Source organism: Acidimicrobiales bacterium, from assembly GCA_035316325.1.
Lineage (GTDB): Bacteria > Actinomycetota > Acidimicrobiia > Acidimicrobiales > VFJN01 > DASXTK01.
Genome location: DATHJB010000214.1, coordinates 12667 through 28511, shown reverse-complemented (window position 1 = coordinate 28511; position 15845 = coordinate 12667). Strand labels below are relative to the sequence as shown.

Below are 15845 nucleotides of genomic sequence, written 5' to 3'. Positions count from 1 at the left end.
ATCTCGGTGATGTGGAACAGCCGCAGGTGGGATGGCCGGCAGCGGTCGGAGCTGTAGGTCTCGTAGAACGTGAGGACGTAGTACGGATCGTCACCGGTGGCGGTGCCCAGGAACAGCACCCGGGGGTCCTCCTTGCCGGTGAGCGACAGCGTGTAGGCGTGCAGCGGGTCGTGCCGCTTCTCCATCAGGGCCCGTCCCGCACCGCTCACCAGGATCTGTCCGGCCATCGCGTCACGTCCCTCCGTCGGTGTACGTGGTGTGCAGATCGTCGATCGTGGCGTGGATCGCATCGGCGACGCGCGGATAGGCGTCGTCGGCCAGGTTGGCGAGCGACACGCGCACGCTCCACGAAGTGGCCTCGAAGCCCCGTCCCGGCAGCGCCACCACGCCGTACCGCTCGGCCAGGTGGATCGGGAACACCAGCGGGTGCTGCGACACCAGCAGCCAGCGGGCGAAGGCCTCGCCGTGACGCCGCCGGGCCAGCTCCACCACGTCGAGCAGGGTGTAGTAGTGGGTGTCGGCGCCGGTCGGCATGTCGAGCTCGAGCGGCTCCAGCAGGGCGTGCAGGCGTCGCTCCAGCACCTCGCGGGTCATCGCCAGGTAGGCCTTGCCCTCGTCGAGCAGGGCGAAGCCGGCGAACAGCGCCAGCTTGACCTGCTGCGGCGTCGCCAACCCGGCGATGTGGTAGAGCGCCACCTCGCGGCTGTCGGCCACCACGCGGTCGACGAAGGCGAAGCTGTCGAGGTCGTCGGTGACGGAGCGGTAGCGCTCGGCCCGGAAGCCGCGCTCGCCGGGCGGCTGCTCCCGCAGCAGGCGGTCGATCACGTGGTCCTCGTGCATGGCGATGAACGCCAGCCGCTCCCCCGTCGCCCCGAAGTGCTTCGAGAACGAGTGGACGCACACCGTCTGCCGGGGCAGCTCGGCGATCAGCGAGTCGAAGCCGTCGACGAACGTGGCGTAGGCGGTGTCGGCCAGGATGATCAGGTCGGGCCGCTGGGCGACGACCTCCTTGATCGTCCGCAGCTCGTCGGGCCCCAGCGACCGGGTGTCGGGGTTGCCCGGGTTGACCAGGAAGAACGCCTTCACGTCGGGGTCGAGCAGCTTGCTGAGCTCACCCATCGGATACTGCCAGCCGGCCGACTGGTCGGCCTCGACGTGCACGATCTCGAACCCGAACTCGGCCATGTTCGGGATCTGCAGGTAGGGACTGAAGACCGGGGTGCCGATGGCGACCTTGTCGCCCGGGCCGACCAGGCCGTTGCGGCGCAGGCTCTGGAAGCAGTAGCTCATCGCCGCCGCCGCGCCCTCGGTGGCGAACAGGCGGAAGCGGCCCGGGGCCGACGCCGGGACACCGTGGGTGACCAGCAGGTACTGGTGGGCCAGCTGCTCGACGTGGGTGAGCATCCGGTGCGGCTGCGGGTAGCGATCGCCGAGGATCCCGACCACCAGCTCCGCCACCCAGGCTTCGGGGTCGAAGCCCAGCGCGGTCACGCCGTGGTCGACGACCGCGCCCAGCAGCATGGCGCCGGGTGCATCGTCCTGCTTGTCGACGTAGTCCGTCAGGCGCTCGGCGATGCCGTCGAGCTCCGGGTACCAGCCGGCGTCGGGGCTGTGGACACCACGCTCCGCCTCCCCGAGCGCGAACTGCCCGAGCAGGTGGAACGCGTGCCGGGGCGTGGTCGCCAGCCAGTTGGGCTGCCCCTTGCCGGCGTCGAGCACCTCGGGCACGTCGGCCTTGGCGGCGTAGCGACCGAGCTCGTCCTGCAGCTCGAAGGGGCTGAGGGCGCCGAGCGCCAGTGCGGTGTCGTCCACGTCAGACCAGCGGCGAGAGGACGAAGCCGACGGCGACGGCGACGACCACGAAGATCAGCGTCGGCACCATGAACGAGTGGTTGAGCACGTACTTGCCGATGCGGGTCGTGCCGGTCTGGTCGAAGGCGACGGTGGCGATCTGCGACCCGTTGGCCGGGAGGAAGTACATGCCCATCACCGCCGGCCACATCGCCGTGACCAGCGCCGGGCTGAGGCCCAGGCTGAGGCCCACCGGCACGATGGCGTTGGTGGTGCCCGATTGGCTCGTGGTGAGCGCACCCACGATGAACAGCGCCAGGGCGAAGAGGATCTTGTAGTCCTCCACCACGTCGCCCAGAGCGTCGTTGATCTCCGTCTGGTGGGCCAGCACGAACGTCGAGGCCAGCCAGGAGAGGCCGAACAGGGCGATGGCGCCGGTCATGCCCGAGGTGAACGTCGGCTGCTTGGCCACGTCGCCGCCCTTGGCCTTGGCGACCAGCAGGATCAAGGCCGCCACCACGCCCATCACCACCTGGATGGTGATGGTCACCGACACCCGGGTGGCGTCGTCGCCGGTGCCGACCACCGGGCGCAGCCCCTCGAAGAGCCCGGTGATGATGATGAACGCCACACCGGCCAGGAAGATGAGGGCGGCCCGCTTGGCGGTGGGCGGCAGGGCCTTGGTGTCGATGTCGTTGGTGTCGGGCTCCTGGAGCTGACCGGAGGCCAGGCGCTGCTGGTAGATCGGGTCGTCCTCCAGCTCCTTGCCGTAGCGGGTCATCACGAAGGCGCCGACCGCCAGGCCGATCAGGCACGCCGGCCACATGACGATCAGCACCTTGGTGAGGCTGAAGTCGAAGTTGGCGTTCTCGAACGACGTGACCAGGGCGGCGGTGGCGGCCGACACCGGGCTGGCGAGGATGCCGACCTGCGAGGCCAGCGACGACATCGCCAGCGGGCGCTCGGGGCGGATCTTCTGCCGGTACGACACGTCGTAGATGACGGGGAGCAGGGGGTAGTAGATGAAGCCCGTGCCGGCGCCGACGGTGAACAGGAACGCCATCAGCGGCGCCATGTAGGTGACCGACTTGGGCCGGCCCCGGATGGCTCTCGCGGCTTGGGCGACCATCCAGTCGGTCCCCCGGGCGGCCTGCATCGCCGACGCCGCCGTGATGACGGCGATGATGATGAAGACCGCGTCGGTCGGCGGGGCCGCGGGGGCCAGCTGGAACCCGTAGACCAGGATGAACACGCCGACCAGGCCCCAGATGCCGAGCCCCGCTCCCCCGGCGCGGACACCCATGTAGATGCAACCGATGACCACCGCGCCGTGGAGGATCAGCTCGACAGTGTCCACGGGCCGGGAGCGTAACAAGGAGTGGTTGAATCACCACGGATAGTGCCGAAGTGGTCGGCGGGTCAGACGGTGGTCAGTCGGTGTCGCTGCGCAGCCAGGCGAGGAGGGGTCGGCGGATCGCCTCGCCGCCCCGGTAGGCGACCTGGTGCGGCGGCCAGGCGGCGACGGCCTCGGCCAGTCGGGCCCGGAGGGCGGGGCGTTCGGCGACGGCGCCGAGGGGGACCTGCTGGGTGCGGATGGTGAACACGATCGCCCCGGTGTGGGGCAGGCGGGTGAGGGTCTGGCGCTCGCTGCGCAGCCACAGGCGGTGGGGCGCCTCGTCCTGGGTGACGGGCGGGTCGGGCGGCGGCGGGACCTCGGGGGCGTACAGGTCGGGCTCGTGGTGCACGGTCCAGTTGCGGCGCCACACGCCGCGCTCCCGGCCGGGGCGGAGCCGGTCGAGGAAGCGGTCGACCTTGTCGGCCAGCTCGGCGGAATAGTCGGGCACCGGGTCGTGGACCTGGGCGAGGGGGAGGCCGAGCTTGTCGCGCAGGCGCCAGTGCGAGGGGAAGCTCAGCGACCCGGCCCCCAGCACCCACCGCCCGTCCCGCTCGACCAGCAGGCACAGGTCCTCCGCCACCAGCCGCCCCGCCGCGTCGATCGGGTGCCGGTCGGCTGCTCCGGGTTCGGGCTCGGGCTGGGCCTGGGGCTGGATGGCGGCGAGCAGCTCGGCGGCGGCGGCCTCGGTGCCGTCGATGGCGGCGACCACCTCGTGGTGGTGCGCGGCGAGGATGTGGCGCTTCTCCTCGAGCTGGCCCGGCACGTCGTCGCCGCCGAGGAGCCACGGGTTCTGCCCGAGCCCCCGGGTGCCCATCCGGACGAACGGCGGGCTCGTCGCCGGCTCGATCTCGTCGAGCCAGGTGGGAGCGGCCATGGGCCCGTGTCTATCCGTGCGGCAAAGTAGGCGCATGGTCGGCACCCTCGATTGGCTTCCCGCGACGGCACACCCCGAGCTCCTGGCGGCTCCCACGGTCACCGCGCTCTCGCAGCTCGACGACGAGGCCGCCGGGTCGGTGCGGGTGGCGGCGATCGACCCGGACCTGGCCGACACCGCGGCGTTCTGCAAGACCTACCAGGTGGGCCTGGACGTGTCGGCCAACTGCGTGGTGGTCGCCGCCAAGCGGGGCGGTGAGCGCTGGCTGGCCGCCTGCGTGGTGCTGGCGACCACCCGGGCCGACGTCAACGGCCTGGTGCGGCGGCAGCTCGACGCCCGCAAGGTGTCGTTCGCCCCGATGGACGTGGCCGTCGCCGAGACCGACATGCAGTACGGCGGCATCACGCCGGTGGGCCTGCCGTCGAGTTGGAGCCTGCTGGTCGACGTCGCGGTCGCCGCGTCCGAGGAGGTGGTGGTGGGCAGCGGCCGGCGCGACTCGAAGCTCCTGCTCCCGGGCGCCCTCCTCGCCCGCCTCCCGGGCGCCGTCGTCCTCGACGCCCTCGGCCTACCGCCCTCCTGAGCCCGGAGCCCGCACGAGGAACACCACGGGGCAGCCGTCGAGCACCCGCGTGTCGACCCGCCGGTAGCCGAGCGCCGTGTAGAGCCCGACCCCCGGAGTGTTGGCGGCGCCGGTCGACACCTCGAAGCGCGTGGCGTCGACCTCGCGCTCGTGGACGGCGGCGACGAGGGCCCGTCCGACCCCTCGGCGGAACTGGGCGGGGGCCACGGCCAACCGCTCGATCTCGACGACATCGTCGCCGCGGGTGTAGCCGACCAGGCCGACGAGCCGTCCGTCGTCGTGGACGCCGAGGATCGTCAGGTCCAGGGCCGCCACGTCGGCCGCGGTCTCGACGAGGCCCGGGATCCGGTCGTAGCCGATGAGCTCGGCCTCGACCTGGTACGCCGCCCGCTGCACGTCGACGATCGCGGTGGCGACGTCGGTGGCCCGGTGGTCGACGGTGGTCACCTCATGGCGGAGCATCGAACCCGGATGATGGCAGGGGCGCGGTTGACTTCCCGCATGCTTATCGAGCGGCCGTGGCTCTGGGCTTCTCGATCACCCACTGACTGCAAGGATCTCGGCCGTGACGGACGACGACGAGAACACCATCACGGCCGAGGACATCGCATGGGCCAACCGGACGATGCTGGTCCGGGCGGCCGGGTTCACCCGCACCGCCGGAACCGTGCTGGTGGTCGTCGGGATCGTCGGCGTGGCGGCCGCACTGTGGGCGATCGTGCGCACCCAGCAGGAGATGATCCCGATCGAGTTCCTGAGCGCCTTCCCGGAGTTCGGCGACGAGAGAGACGTCTCGGCCGCCGACCGCGCCGACCAGTTCTCCCGGAGCTACGGGGTGCTGGTGCTACCGGTGATCGGCGTCGGGCTCGGCCTGGCCCTCCGGTTGATGGCCGACGCCGCGGTCGTCCGCGTCGGTGGGTCGCTCAGCGGGTTCGAGGTCGGCCACCGGCTTCCGCCCGAGGTCGGCGACGAGGACGAGGACGAGCCGGTCGATGGGCCGGTCCTGCCGCCCAACCCCGGGGACTACGAACCCGGGGGTTAAGGCGTGAGCAGGACGAGGGGGATCTCGCGGTCGGTCTTGGTCTGGTAGCCGGCGTAGCGCTTCTGGCTGGTGGTGACCTGCGGCCACAGGCGACCACGCTCTTCGGCGTCGGCGACCTTCGCCGTCATCGCCTGCTTGGCGCCGCCGTTGTAGGCGACCTCGACGTCGGGGTTGTCGCGCACGTTGAGGAGCCAGGCGGGGTGCTGGTCGTCGCCGCCCCGCGACGCCACCACCACGATGGTGTCGCCGTCCTGCACCGGTGACGTCAGCATCACCGTGTGGGGCCGGCCGCTCTTGCGACCGGTGGTCGTCAGCTCCAGCGCCGGCATGCCGCCCGCCTGCCAACCGAGGCGGCCGCCGCTCACCTTCAGCACGCCCTTGTGCACGGCGTTCATCGTCTTCAACGCGAAGTCACTCGGCATCCACCCATCCTTGCTCAGGTGAGCGGAGGAGGCGCGAAGAGGCCGATCCGGTTGCCGGCGGGGTCGGTGACGAAGCCGTAGACGAGGCCGGACGGGATCGGGGTGGCCGGGACCAGCACCTTGCCGCCGAGGTCCTCGACCTTGGCGCAGGTGGCGGCGACGTCGCCGACCTGGATGCACGGCACGGCGTAGGAGCTCGGCTGGCCGTCGGGCAGCGGCACGGTGGTGTCCTGGATGCCGCCCTGGAGCAGGTGGCCCTGGCCGGTGGTGATCACCGAGTACGACTGCTCCTGGGCGAACGTCCAGCCGAAGGCGCCGCCGTAGAAGCGACGGGCCGACTCGGGATCGTCGGTGCCGATCTCGAACCAGCCCACCGGAGCGCCGGGCGTGAGGGGGTCGGAGGTGTCGGTCGTGTCGGTCGTGTCGGTTGCCATGCGACCACCGTGGACCCGCCCGGCGACAGCCCTATGTCGGGAATTCCGAGGAACCCGAAGAGATCACTCGAGCAGCGACAGGATCCGTGCCGGCGGCGAGCCCTGCATCGTCGGCTGCCGGGCCTGCGTCACCGTCTCGCCGGTGAGGCGGGCGTCGGCGATGCGGTCGAGCCGGAACGCCCGCTCGTCCTGGCGCAGCCGGCAGTAGGCGACGAGGTACCACGTCTGCCCCGACCCGCCGGCGAGGACCAGGGGTTCGACCACCCGGGTGGTCACCGCGCCGTTGCGGTCCTGGTAGTCGATCTCCACCACCTGCATCCCGAGGATGGCGTCCTCGACGACCCCACCCGCCTGCTGGCGCACGTCGCTCTCGTGGGGGAACAGCCGGATGCGGCCCGCCAGCCGCTGCGCCGCCTCGGCCTCGTGCGACGACATCACCCCGACCACCTTGCGGACGGCCGACCGCAGGGCGTCGGCGAAGGGCGAGTCGCCCGGCCGCGCCAGCGCCACGGCGAGCGCCGTCGCCTCCTCGGGCGTGAAGTTGACCGGCGGCAGCGTGTGCGACTTGTCGAGGGCGTAGCCGCCGCCGGGCCCGGGCGTGGCGTAGATCGGGACACCGGCCTCGAGCAGGGCGTTCAGGTCGCGCTCGACCGTCCGGACGCTGACCTCGTACCGGTCGGCGAGCTGGCGGGCGGTGCGCGGCCGGGGAGCGAAGGCCCGCAGCTCTTCCACGAGCGCGTAGAGCCGGTCGGTGCGGTTCACCCCACGAGCAGCTCGGCGCTGACGACGATCGGCAGGTTCAGCGGCAGCGCCGCGACGCCGATGGCCGTGCGGGCGTGCCGGCCGGCGTCGCCGAAGACGTCGAGCAGCAGCGCGGAGACGGGGTTGGCGACCGCTGTCGTCTGCCCGTAGCCCGGCTCGGCGTTCACGAAGGCCGAGACCACGAGCCACGCCCGCACCCGGTCGAGATCGCCGCCGAGGGCGTGGCGGACCCCGCTGAGCAGCGCCAACCCGGCCTGCCGCGCCGACGCCTGGGCGTCGGTGAGGCTCACCTCCGTCGGCACCCGCCCGAACGGACCGACGGGCGCACCGTCGGGACCGAGGGCGCCGTGGCCGCTGGCGAACACCCGGTCGTCCACCACCCGCACCCATTCGAATGGGATCTGGACGCCGGGCGGTGCGACCGGCAGCGGTGGCAGCTCGATGCCCAGCTCGACGAGGCGCGCTTCGGCTCCCATGGCGGAGAGCTTGCCACGGGCCCGGGCGGCAGACTGGCGCGATGGCCGACGAAGCCGACGAACTGCCCGACGACATCGACCAGGCGAAGACCCTGCTCTACGCCCGACCGATGGAGACCTTCGTGGCCGAACGGGACGCGCTGGTGCGCCGGCTGCGGGGAGCCGGCCGCCAGGACGACGCCAAGGTGGTGAAGGCGCTGCGCAAGGCGTCCCGGCCGGCCTGGACGCTCGACGCCGGCTTCCACGCCGACCCCGACGCCGTCGAGCAACTGGCGGCCGCGGTCAACGAGGTGATCGAGGCCCAGGCGGGCCGGGGCGACATGCGCGACGCCACCCGTTCGCTGCGCGACGCCGTGCAGGCGGTGGCCACCAACGCCGCCGGCGCCGCCAAGGCCGCGGGCGTCAACGTCGACCGGGCGTCCCTCGGGCCGGCGCTGCTGGCGGTGGTGGCCGACCAGGTGGCGTTCGCCGAGCTGCGGCAGGGGCAGCTGGGGGAGATCCCGACGGCGGGGGCGCTCGACGTCCTCACCAACCCGCCGCCGCTGCTCCCGGTGTCGCCGTCGGCGGTGGCGGCACTGGTGGCCTCCCGGCGGACCGAGGAGGAGCCGGAGGAGTCCACCCCCGTCCCGGCCCCGGTCGACCTGGCCGCCCGCCGGCGGGCCCGGGAGGCGGTGGAGGTGGCGGAGTCGGCCGCCTCGGAGGCCCGGCGCGAGGCCGACGACGCCGACCGCGCCGTCGCCGACGCCCGCGCCGCCCTGGACGCGGCCGAGCAGGCGTTCCGTCAGGCGGAGGTCGACGTGAAGGCCGCCCGGAACGTGATCCACGACGCCCAACAGACCGCCAAGTCCGCTCGCACCGCGGCCCGCCAGGCCGACCGGGACCTAGCCGCCGCCCGCAAGACCCACCCCGTCGCCTGACCCTGCCGGCGCCTGAACGCTCGCGGGGGTGGACGACTCTCCGACGCAGCTGTTGATCGCATTGCCGACGAAGTCCCACTCGTTCTCGTTCAGCGACTCGTTGATAGGGGTCGGTACGGGGCGTACGAACGTCGTGTACAGGTAGATCACCCGCTGACGTCCCAGGCCGTCGAGCCAGCGCCGGACGGCACATGGTGCGACCTCCGGGCTCAGGCCTTCGGCCTCTTCCCGGGCCCAGATGGTCGACGACATGAACTCGACCATGCCGGCGTCGTCGAGGCAGTCGAACGCCTGGGGGAAGGCGACCTCCTTCTCGGGTGCGTCGAGGGCCAGCATCGGGTCGGCACCGTCGAGCACGCGGAGCTCGATGAGGCGATCGGCTCCGACGCTGCCGACGAGCTCGTCGGCCATGCACGAGGCCTCGGCGTCGGTCAAGGTGCCACCGGAGCGCTGGTGCAGCGCGTCCATGACCGCCGCGAGGAGCGGTTCCCCCTCGGTCATCGGGTCGACCGTGTCGTCACCTCCCCGCGTCAGCAGCACGAACGCCGTCGCCCCGAGCAACACCACGGCGACGCCGGCAGCGACGAAGCCCACCGGGCTGCGTCTCCTGCGGGCCCGGGAAGTCCTGGGACGAGGCGACGGCTCCGCCCCGAGCACCGACACGTGATCCGAGGGGCGCTCGCCGAGAGGGTCCGTGGTGCGCTGGCGGTGGTCCTCGACGTGGCGCGACCAGCGGACGCCACTCCAGTACCGACGCTCGTGCCGGCCGTAAGGGTCGGGATACCAACCCGGTGCCGATGGTTCCATCGCGTTCCCCCAACGCCCATAGTAGCCACTATGGCAAGAGGCGTGCGACACCCTCCGGCAACGCCCACCGGAGCGACGGGGCGCATCCAGCGCTTCCGAGGCGTACTGTCGGAAGTGGCGAAAGAAGTGTGAAAGGCGGAGGCGAGATGGCGGACGGGTTCCAAGTCGCGCGGTTGATCCCCGTGAGCGGGATCGCCAACACCACCGAGGCGGAGATGCGGGCGACGTCCGCGCTCCTCGCGGTCCTCACGATCGTGCGCGACCTCTCCCTGGCGCTGCTGACACCGATCGGTGCGTCGGCCGCCCGGAAGGCGACGGTCGAGACGTTCATCGAGACCACCTTCAAGCTGGGCGACGGCACGGTCGTGCGGCCGGACGGGCTCGTGCAGGTCCGCTACGGCGCCTCGTCGTGGAAGGCCCTGGTGGAGGTGAAGACCGGCCACAACACGCTCGACGCCGACCAGCTCAACAGCTACGTGAGCGTTGCCCGTGACCAGGGCATCGACGCCGTCGTCACCATCTCCAACGAGATCGGCATCGGCAGCGAGCACCCGTGCGACGGCGTCAGGGTCAAGGCCAACTCGAAGGTCAGCCTCGCCCACTACTCGTGGACCGAGGTGCTGGTGCAGGCGGTGCGCGCCAAGGTCCACCGGGGCGTCAGCGACCCCGAGCAGGCGTGGATCCTCGGCGAGCTGATCCGCTACCTGGAACACCCGGCGTCGGGGGCCATGGACTTCGTCGACATGGGGCCGAACTGGGCCACCGTGCGGGACAGCGCCCGCGCCGGGACGCTGCGCAAGGCGTCGCCGGAGCTGCGTGACCTCACCCACCGGTGGGACCAGCTCGTGCGGTTCGCCGCCCTCCGCCTCGGCTCACGGACCGCCGCGGACGTCCAACCCCTGGTCCCCCGAGCCCAGACGGATCCCAAGGTGCGCTCCGGGTACCTCGCCGACCAGCTCACGACCAGCGGGCTCCTCGACGCCAGCATCCGCATCCCCGGCTCGGCCGGCGACATCCAGCTGGTGGCCGACCTCCGCGCCCGGCAGGTCACGGCCAGCACCGAGGTGGGCACCCCGACCGACCGCGGCAGCCGCGCCCGGATCACGTGGCTCCTCCGCCAGCTGCCGCCGGACGCCCCGGACGACCTGTCGATCGAGGCCTGGCCGCTGCGATCCCGTGAACCCGTCATGGCCACCCTGGCGCAGGCGAGGGAGGTCCGCGACGTCCTCCTGGATCCCGGCGGGCGCGAGATCCACCGCTTCCGGCTCGTCCGGCGGGCCGAGATGGGCCAGCAGCGCAAGAACGGCGGCCGGTCGCCCGGGTTCATCCAGAGCGTCACTGGCCTGGTCGACGCGCTCTACGAGAGCGTCCTCCAGCAGGTCGTCCCCTGGACCGCCCGGCCGCCGCAGGCTCGACCGGCGCCGGCCCCGAAGGAGCTGGTCGAAGAGCCCATCGACGATGCCGAGCTGCTGGGCGTCGCCATGGTCGCGGCCCGGGACAACGCCGAGGAGACGACGGGTGACGCTCCCCGCACGCGGACGTTCGTCCTCTCGGCCGTCGATCCCGCCGAGGACGACGCCGACCCGTCCGCGTCCACCTACTGGCGGCGTCCGACGACCCCGGGATGAGTGCGGAGCGCCTCCCGGGGTAGGGAGGCGGTATGGGAGAGGCGGAGGCGAGCGTGGGTGGTGCGTTCGTGACCGAGCGGAGGTGCCTGGCGCAGACGTTCCGCGACGTGGGGCCCGACCGGCCGACGCTCGCCGGGGCGTGGACCACGACCGACCTGGCGGCCCACGTCGTGGCCACCGAGCAGCTCGCCGGGGTGCCGACCTTCGTGGGCCGGGTGGTGGTCGCCCGCTACGGGTGGCGGCTCAACGAGCTGTTCCGGTCGACCTACCAGCGCGACGTCCGCCGCTTCCGCCGCCTCGGCTTCGACACCGCGGTCGAGCGGCTGTCGGGCGACCCGCCCCGGCTGCTGCGCCGCCCCTCGGTGGCCCCCGTCGGCCTGTTCGAGGTGTGGGTCCACCACGAGGACGTCCGGCGGGCCAACGACCTGCCCGTCCGCACCACCGACGAGAACCCGGACCTCGTCCCCTGCCTGCGCTGGCTCCTGCGCTACCAGCACGGCCTGCTGGGCTACGTGACCCTGCGCCTGGAGCTGCCCGACGGGCAGGTGCTGACAGGCTCCGGGCCGGGCGAGCCGGTCACGATCCGGGGCACCCCCGGCGAGTGCCTGCTGTGGCTGGCCGGCCGCCGCGACGTGACCTCCGTCGAGCTGGACGGCTCCACCAACGCCGTCGACCGGCTGACCTGCCTCGACATCCGGGTCTGACGGCCCGCGGCCGCGCCGCGGGCTACCGGCTACCCCTCGTACGGAGGCGCCTCGCCCCAACCCCAGCGGGGGACGGGAGCGTGCTCGACGAGCTCGGCGCCCGCCTGCGAGTTGGCGAACGCCAGCCGGGTGCCCCACTCCAGGTAGGCGAGGAGGGCGGAGCGGAACTCGGGGTCGTCGGGGAGCCCGGCGTCGTCGGCGGCGAGGCTCATCAACGACACGAAGCGGTGCCGCTGGTCGGCGGTGATCGCCAGCCCCTCGTGCTTGCCCAGCATGTGCTCGTAGCCGCCCAGCTCGTCGGTGTACTGCGACGGGCCACCGAAGACCTCCGACCACCACGTCGTCACGTGGTCGCGGTGCTCGGCGCTCACGCCACCGGGGAACAGCCGGCCCAGCAGGTCGTCCTGCTCGACCCGGTCGTAGAAAGCGTTGATCATCCGCTCGATCGCGGCCTGCCCGCCCGCCCAGTCGTACAGGGTCGGGGTCGAGGTCGGTCGAAAGTCGTTCATGGCCGCAAGCTATCGACGGGTACCGTCGAGCGTGCCCGAACTCCTGGTCTCCCTGGTGGCGCGCGGCATCACGGTGTCGTTCGGGCCCGCGACGGTGCTCGACCGCGTCGACCTCACGATCGGCTCCGGCGACCGGCTCGGCGTGGTGGCCCCCAACGGCACCGGCAAGTCGACGCTGCTGAAGGTGCTGGCGGGCACGATCGCGCCCGACCAGGGGTCGGTCTCCCTGGCGCCGGCCACCGCCACCGTCGGCTACCTGCCCCAGGAGCCCGAGCGGCGCCCGGGAGAACCGGTGCGCGCCGCACTGGCCCGACGCACCGGCGTCGCCGCCGCCACCGTCGAGCTGGAGGTGGCGACCCTGGCCCTCGCGGTGAGCGAACCGGGGGCCGACGACCGCTACGCGCTGGCGTTCGACCGTTGGCTGCGGCTGGGCGGCGCCGACCTCGACGTCCGGGCCGCCGAGGTGGCCGCCGACCTGGGCCTGCCCGAGGTCGTGCTCGACCAGGACATGTCGACCCTCTCCGGCGGCCAGGCGGCCCGGGTGTCGCTGGCCGGCATCCTGCTGTCGCAGCACGACGTCCTGCTGCTCGACGAGCCCACCAACGACCTCGACTTCGACGGGCTCGACCGGCTGGAGCAGTTCGTGGCCCGCTCACCGGCGGCGATGGCGATCGTGTCGCACGACCGGGCGTTCCTGGCCCGCACGATCCGCTCGGTGCTCGAGATCGACGAGCACCACCACCAGGGCACGCTCTACAACGGCGGCTGGGAGGCGTTCCAGGAGGAGAAGGCCGTTGCCCGGCGTCACGCCGAGGAGGCCTACACCGAGTACCGGGGCACCCGGCGCGATCTGGAGGACAGGGCCCGCCGCCAGCGGCAGTGGGCGGTGGCGGGCGTGAAGCGGGAGTCGAAGCGACCCCGCGACAATGACAAGGCCCAGCGCGACTTCCGCATCAACCGCACCGAGAAGCAGGCCGCCAAGGTGCAGATCACCGAGAAGGCCCTCGACCGGCTGGATCAGGTCGAGAAGCCGTGGGAGGGCTGGCAGCTGCAGCTCGACATCGCGGCCGCGCCCCGCAGCGGTGACGTCGTCGCCCGGCTGACGGGTGCGATGGTCGAGCGGGGCGACTTCCGGCTGGGGCCGATCGACCTGGAGGTCCGCTGGGCCGACCGCCTGGCGATCCTCGGCCCCAACGGCAGCGGCAAGACGACCCTCCTCGCCGCGATCCTCGGCCGCCTCCCCCTCGCCGCCGGCGACCGCTGGCTGGGCCCGGGAGTGGTGGTCGGCGAGCTCGACCAGGCCCGCGCCCAGCTGACCGACACCCGGCCGCTGATCGACGCCTTCACCGCGGCGACCGGGCTGCTGGTCCAGGAGGCTCGGAGCCTGCTGGCGAAGTTCGGGCTGTCCGCCGACCACGTGCTGCGGACGGCGGCGTCGCTGTCGCCCGGGGAGCGGACCCGGGCCGTGCTCGCCACCCTGATGGCGCAGGGCGTGAACTGCCTGGTGCTCGACGAGCCCACGAACCACCTCGACATCGCCGCCATCGAGCAGCTGGAGCAGGCCCTCACCACGTGGCACGGCACCCTCCTGCTGGTCACCCACGACCGGACGTTCCTCGAGGCCGTCGACGTCGACCACACGATCGAACTGCACCTGCCCGCCGCCTCTGGCTAAAGGCTGCCGTCGGTAGCCTGCGGCATGGCAACCACCACGGTGCAGGTCCCCGGCGCCGACGGGCTGCGGCTGGCCGCCGACGTCGCCGGGCCGGACGACGGGCCGCCGGTCGTGCTGCTCCACGGCGGCGGGCAGACCCGCCACTCGTGGGCCGGCACCTGGCGAGTGCTCGCCGACGCGGGCTGGCGGTCCTGGTCGGTCGACCTCCGCGGGCACGGCGACAGCGACTGGTCCGACGACGGTGACTACTCGCTCGACGCCTTCGCCGCCGACGTCACCGCGCTGCGCGCCAGCGTCGGCGGGCGCCCGATCCTGGTGGGGGCATCGCTCGGCGGCCTCGCCTCGCTGATCGCCGTTGCCGACTCGGAGGACCAGGCCGCCTTCGCCCGGGCGCTGGTGCTGGTCGACGTCGCCCACCGGGTGGAGAAGTCCGGGACCGAGCGGATCGGTGCGTTCATGACCGGCAACGAGGACGGTTTCGCCACGCTCGAGGAGGCCGCCGACGCCATCGCCGCCTACAACCCGCATCGGCCCCGCCCGTCCAACCTGTCGGGGCTGGCGAAGAACCTGCGGCAACGCCCCGACGGCCGCTGGGCGTGGCACTGGGACCCGCGGTTCGTGAGGGGGAAGTTCGGCTCGGCCGACGAGACGCGCGCCTCGGTCGTCGAGCCCGACCGTCTCGAGAAGGCGGTCGACGGGCTCACGATCCCCACCCTGCTGGTGCGCGGGCGGTCGAGCGACCTGCTGAGCGAGGAGGGGGCCCGGGATTTCCTGGAGCGGGTCCCCCACGCCGAGTTCGCCGACGTCGCCGGCGCCGGCCACATGGTCGCCGGCGATCGCAACGAGGTCTTCAACCAGGCGATCCTCGGCTTCCTCGAACGTCATCGCACGAATCCGTGAGATTACGGATGTGCCGCCGGGGCCGGTCGTCTTAGGGTTCGTCCCGGCACCGGATCCCTAGCGGGAGGCGGGTCGACGGCTCCCGAGCCGACGATCCACAGGGAACCGCACCACACCCGGGGGAGCCCAGCTCACAGCTCGGGCTCCCCCGAGCGCGTGGCTCGTTCACCGATACCGAACCGATACCGCCACCAGGTCTCCTCGATACCCGTCCGACACACCACTCCAGACGGGGAGACGAGACCATGTCCACACACGACACCCTGGCGACCTTCGAGGCCGGCGCGAACGGAAGCCCGACCGGCCCGGGACGCCTCGAGCGGGCGGCACCGCTCGCCGGCGTGCTGTTCGCCGTCGCCTTCGGGATCGGCCTCCTGAGCTCCGGCGACACGCCGGCCGTCGACGCCCCCGGCAGCGAGGTCATCGCCCACTACGAGGACTCCGGCCCGGTCTTCGCCGGCATCGCCGCCGCCGGCCTCGGCGCCGTGCTGCTGGTCTTCTTCGCCGGCGTGCTGCGCGACCGGTTGCGGCAGACCGGGCCGGAATGGCTGGCCACCGTGGTGTTCGGCGGTGGCGGCGTCTGCGCGACCGGGATCGGCATCTTCGGCATGATCCAGTTCGCCCTGATCGACGCCGCCGAGCTCGGCCAGCCCGAGGTGGCCCAGACGCTCAACATCGTCGACAACGACAACTTCCTGCCGGTGATCGCCGGCATGGCCGTGATGCTGCTCGCCACCGGTTGGCACACCCTGACGTCACGGGCGCTGCCCACGTGGCTCGGCTGGGTCTCGCTGGTCCTCGGCATCGTCGCCGTGGCCGGACCGGCCGGGTTCGTCGCCTTCATGCTCTTCCCGGTCTGGGTCCTCGTCGTCGCCGTCGTCCTGTTCCGCCAACCCGCCGGCACCTGACCGGAGGCCCGACCGCCGGT

The 15845-nt window shown here is 72.5% G+C and carries 19 protein-coding genes; 8 read left to right on the top strand and 11 right to left on the bottom strand.

The window, feature by feature from the left end:
• The 4 genes from VK611_28115 to VK611_28100 all read right to left on the bottom strand — a co-directional run.
• Positions 1-227 (bottom strand): Type 1 glutamine amidotransferase-like domain-containing protein (locus VK611_28115; protein HMG45230.1); only part of this gene is annotated, 227 nt, incomplete at its 3' end.
• Positions 228-231: 4 nt separating this feature from the next.
• A complete protein-coding gene (locus VK611_28110) occupies positions 232-1812 on the bottom strand; it encodes a bifunctional aspartate transaminase/aspartate 4-decarboxylase (protein ID HMG45229.1) in 1581 nt (526 codons plus the stop codon).
• A gap of 1 nt (position 1813) precedes the next feature.
• On the bottom strand, positions 1814-3148 hold the full coding sequence (locus tag VK611_28105; GenBank protein HMG45228.1) for an anaerobic C4-dicarboxylate transporter family protein: 1335 nt from the start codon (positions 3146-3148) through the stop codon (positions 1814-1816).
• Positions 3149-3221: 73 nt separating this feature from the next.
• Positions 3222-4061, bottom strand: a complete 840-nt coding sequence (locus VK611_28100; GenBank protein ID HMG45227.1) for a DUF3445 domain-containing protein — start codon at positions 4059-4061, stop codon at positions 3222-3224.
• A gap of 34 nt (positions 4062-4095) precedes the next feature.
• Here VK611_28100 and VK611_28095 point away from each other — a divergent pair, with 34 nt between their 5' ends.
• A complete protein-coding gene (locus VK611_28095; protein ID HMG45226.1) occupies positions 4096-4641 on the top strand; it encodes a YbaK/EbsC family protein in 546 nt (181 codons plus the stop codon).
• Here the strand turns inward: VK611_28095 and VK611_28090 are convergent.
• A complete protein-coding gene (locus tag VK611_28090) occupies positions 4627-5103 on the bottom strand; it encodes a GNAT family N-acetyltransferase (GenBank protein HMG45225.1) in 477 nt (158 codons plus the stop codon). The genes VK611_28095 and VK611_28090 overlap by 15 nt on opposite strands.
• 103 nt (positions 5104-5206) lie before the next feature.
• Here VK611_28090 and VK611_28085 point away from each other — a divergent pair, with 103 nt between their 5' ends.
• On the top strand, positions 5207-5683 hold the full coding sequence (locus VK611_28085; GenBank protein ID HMG45224.1) for a hypothetical protein: 477 nt from the start codon (positions 5207-5209) through the stop codon (positions 5681-5683).
• Here the strand turns inward: VK611_28085 and VK611_28080 are convergent.
• From VK611_28080 to VK611_28065, 4 genes are all read right to left on the bottom strand, one after another.
• Positions 5680-6105: a nitroreductase/quinone reductase family protein gene (locus VK611_28080; GenBank protein ID HMG45223.1), complete on the bottom strand. Its 426-nt coding sequence runs from the start codon at positions 6103-6105 to the stop codon at positions 5680-5682. The genes VK611_28085 and VK611_28080 overlap by 4 nt on opposite strands.
• Positions 6106-6119: 14 nt before the next feature.
• The gene (locus tag VK611_28075; GenBank protein ID HMG45222.1) at positions 6120-6539 is read right to left on the bottom strand and encodes a VOC family protein; all 420 of its coding nucleotides are present in this window, start codon (positions 6537-6539) and stop codon (positions 6120-6122) included.
• 63 nt (positions 6540-6602) lie between these two features.
• Positions 6603-7301, bottom strand: coding sequence for a YafY family protein (locus VK611_28070; protein HMG45221.1), 699 nt, complete (start codon positions 7299-7301; stop codon positions 6603-6605).
• Positions 7298-7777, bottom strand: coding sequence for a RidA family protein (locus VK611_28065; protein ID HMG45220.1), 480 nt, complete (start codon positions 7775-7777; stop codon positions 7298-7300). The genes VK611_28070 and VK611_28065 overlap by 4 nt, the downstream gene beginning before the upstream one ends.
• Positions 7778-7818: 41 nt before the next feature.
• On the opposite strand from VK611_28065, the gene VK611_28060 reads away from it, so the two are divergent.
• Entirely contained in the window at positions 7819-8694 is an 876-nt protein-coding gene (locus VK611_28060; protein ID HMG45219.1) for a hypothetical protein, read from the top strand.
• Here the strand turns inward: VK611_28060 and VK611_28055 are convergent.
• A complete protein-coding gene (locus tag VK611_28055; protein HMG45218.1) occupies positions 8659-9288 on the bottom strand; it encodes a hypothetical protein in 630 nt (209 codons plus the stop codon). The genes VK611_28060 and VK611_28055 overlap by 36 nt on opposite strands.
• 395 nt (positions 9289-9683) lie before the next feature.
• On the opposite strand from VK611_28055, the gene VK611_28050 reads away from it, so the two are divergent.
• Together VK611_28050 and VK611_28045 are read left to right on the top strand one after the other, a co-directional pair.
• Complete coding sequence (locus VK611_28050) at positions 9684-11129, top strand: hypothetical protein (protein HMG45217.1); 1446 nt, start codon at positions 9684-9686, stop codon at positions 11127-11129.
• A gap of 32 nt (positions 11130-11161) precedes the next feature.
• Positions 11162-11833, top strand: a complete 672-nt coding sequence (locus VK611_28045; GenBank protein ID HMG45216.1) for a maleylpyruvate isomerase family mycothiol-dependent enzyme — start codon at positions 11162-11164, stop codon at positions 11831-11833.
• Positions 11834-11862: 29 nt separating this feature from the next.
• Here VK611_28045 and VK611_28040 read toward each other — a convergent pair whose 3' ends face one another.
• Positions 11863-12342 (bottom strand): group II truncated hemoglobin, encoded by a 480-nt coding sequence (locus tag VK611_28040; protein ID HMG45215.1) that lies wholly within the window; start codon positions 12340-12342, stop codon positions 11863-11865.
• Between the two features lie 31 nt (positions 12343-12373).
• Here VK611_28040 and VK611_28035 point away from each other — a divergent pair, with 31 nt between their 5' ends.
• The 3 genes from VK611_28035 to VK611_28025 all read left to right on the top strand — a co-directional run bounded on the left by VK611_28035 (position 12374) and on the right by VK611_28025 (position 15825).
• On the top strand, positions 12374-14017 hold the full coding sequence (locus VK611_28035) for an ABC-F family ATP-binding cassette domain-containing protein (GenBank protein HMG45214.1): 1644 nt from the start codon (positions 12374-12376) through the stop codon (positions 14015-14017).
• A gap of 24 nt (positions 14018-14041) precedes the next feature.
• Positions 14042-14917, top strand: a complete 876-nt coding sequence (locus VK611_28030; GenBank protein ID HMG45213.1) for an alpha/beta hydrolase — start codon at positions 14042-14044, stop codon at positions 14915-14917.
• Positions 14918-15162: 245 nt separating this feature from the next.
• Positions 15163-15825, top strand: coding sequence for a hypothetical protein (locus VK611_28025; GenBank protein ID HMG45212.1), 663 nt, complete (start codon positions 15163-15165; stop codon positions 15823-15825).
• The last annotated feature ends 20 nt before the right edge of the window (positions 15826-15845 follow it).

Bases quoted from the DNA above. Each gene is read 5' to 3' on its own strand.
- VK611_28100 (HMG45227.1), bottom strand. From the start codon at position 4,061: ATGGCCGCTCCCACCTGGCTCGACGAGATCGAGCCGGCGACGAGCCCG.
- VK611_28095 (HMG45226.1), top strand. From the start codon at position 4,096: ATGGTCGGCACCCTCGATTGGCTTCCCGCGACGGCACACCCCGAGCTC.
- VK611_28090 (HMG45225.1), bottom strand. From the start codon at position 5,103: ATGCTCCGCCATGAGGTGACCACCGTCGACCACCGGGCCACCGACGTC.
- VK611_28080 (HMG45223.1), bottom strand. From the start codon at position 6,105: ATGCCGAGTGACTTCGCGTTGAAGACGATGAACGCCGTGCACAAGGGC.
- VK611_28075 (HMG45222.1), bottom strand. From the start codon at position 6,539: ATGGCAACCGACACGACCGACACGACCGACACCTCCGACCCCCTCACG.
- VK611_28065 (HMG45220.1), bottom strand. From the start codon at position 7,777: ATGGGAGCCGAAGCGCGCCTCGTCGAGCTGGGCATCGAGCTGCCACCG.
- VK611_28060 (HMG45219.1), top strand. From the start codon at position 7,819: ATGGCCGACGAAGCCGACGAACTGCCCGACGACATCGACCAGGCGAAG.
- VK611_28045 (HMG45216.1), top strand. From the start codon at position 11,162: ATGGGAGAGGCGGAGGCGAGCGTGGGTGGTGCGTTCGTGACCGAGCGG.
- VK611_28040 (HMG45215.1), bottom strand. From the start codon at position 12,342: ATGAACGACTTTCGACCGACCTCGACCCCGACCCTGTACGACTGGGCG.
- VK611_28030 (HMG45213.1), top strand. From the start codon at position 14,042: ATGGCAACCACCACGGTGCAGGTCCCCGGCGCCGACGGGCTGCGGCTG.
- VK611_28025 (HMG45212.1), top strand. From the start codon at position 15,163: ATGTCCACACACGACACCCTGGCGACCTTCGAGGCCGGCGCGAACGGA.